The organism is Paenibacillus radicibacter (assembly GCF_024721995.1).
In the GTDB taxonomy this organism is placed as follows: domain Bacteria; phylum Bacillota; class Bacilli; order Paenibacillales; family NBRC-103111; genus Paenibacillus_AM; species Paenibacillus_AM radicibacter.
In genome coordinates this window covers 1-866 of record NZ_JANQBC010000039.1, presented here as the reverse complement: position 1 = coordinate 866, position 866 = coordinate 1, and the positions used below count along the sequence as shown (strand labels likewise).

General features: G+C 47.8%; 2 tRNA genes and 3 rRNA genes. All 5 read right to left on the bottom strand.

From position 1 onward, the window contains the following. Window positions 1-112 (bottom strand): 23S ribosomal RNA (locus tag NV379_RS26000); the annotation flags it as partial. 230 nt (window positions 113-342) lie between these two features. Further along, window positions 343-418, bottom strand: a tRNA-Ala gene (locus NV379_RS25995). Between the two features lie 15 nt (window positions 419-433). Continuing rightward, window positions 434-510 (bottom strand) — tRNA-Ile (locus tag NV379_RS25990). Between the two features lie 45 nt (window positions 511-555). After that, window positions 556-672 (bottom strand): 5S ribosomal RNA (gene rrf / locus NV379_RS25985). Window positions 673-778: 106 nt separating this feature from the next. Beyond that, a 16S ribosomal RNA gene (locus NV379_RS25980) occupies window positions 779-866 on the bottom strand; the annotation flags it as partial.

Genomic DNA, 866 nt, shown 5'->3' with positions numbered 1-866 from the left:
CATCCCCGGATCAAAGCTTGCTTACAGCTCCCCGAGGCATTTCGTCGTTCGCCACGTCCTTCATCGGCTCCTAGCGCCTAGGCATCCTCCGTGCGCCCTTATTAGCTTATCTTATTGTAATTAGACCAAAGTCTTCTTACGGATCAACTAACTTAGACCGTCTTTATGAAACATAAAAACGTTTTAAGAATGTTCTATGCTTTACTTCTTCGTTTCGCTATCTAGTTTTCAAGGAACAAATCTCGCATGCCGTTTTTAGCGGCAACAAGTATCTTATCACATCATCTTCTTCGTAATCAAGATTTATTTTTACCATCTATTTCACTATAGAAGAGATGTTTTTGGTGGAGCCAAACGGGATCGAACCGTTGACCTCCTGCGTGCAAGGCAGGCGCTCTCCCAGCTGAGCTATGGCCCCATGGGAATATTCTATTGGTGGGCCCTAGTGGACTCGAACCACCGACCTCACCCTTATCAGGGGTGCGCTCTAACCAGCTGAGCTAAGGGCCCTCAAATCTGTCATTTTTGGGAAAATAAAAACCCATAAGTGGGTTCGCTTGGCAACGTCCTACTCTCCCAGGACCCTGCGGTCCAAGTACCATCGGCGCTGAAAGGCTTAACGGTCGTGTTCGGGATGGGTACGCGTGGTTCCCTTTCGCCATCGTCACCAAACGATTGAAAGATGCTTGACCTTTCAAAACTGAAAACGAGTGAATGAATGTTTGTGATCCGAAGATCTTATTTGAATGTTTCCGTTGCAGGAAACGATTCTCCATAGAAAGGAGGTGATCCAGCCGCACCTTCCGATACGGCTACCTTGTTACGACTTCACCCCAATCATCTACCCCACCTTCGGCGGCTGGCTC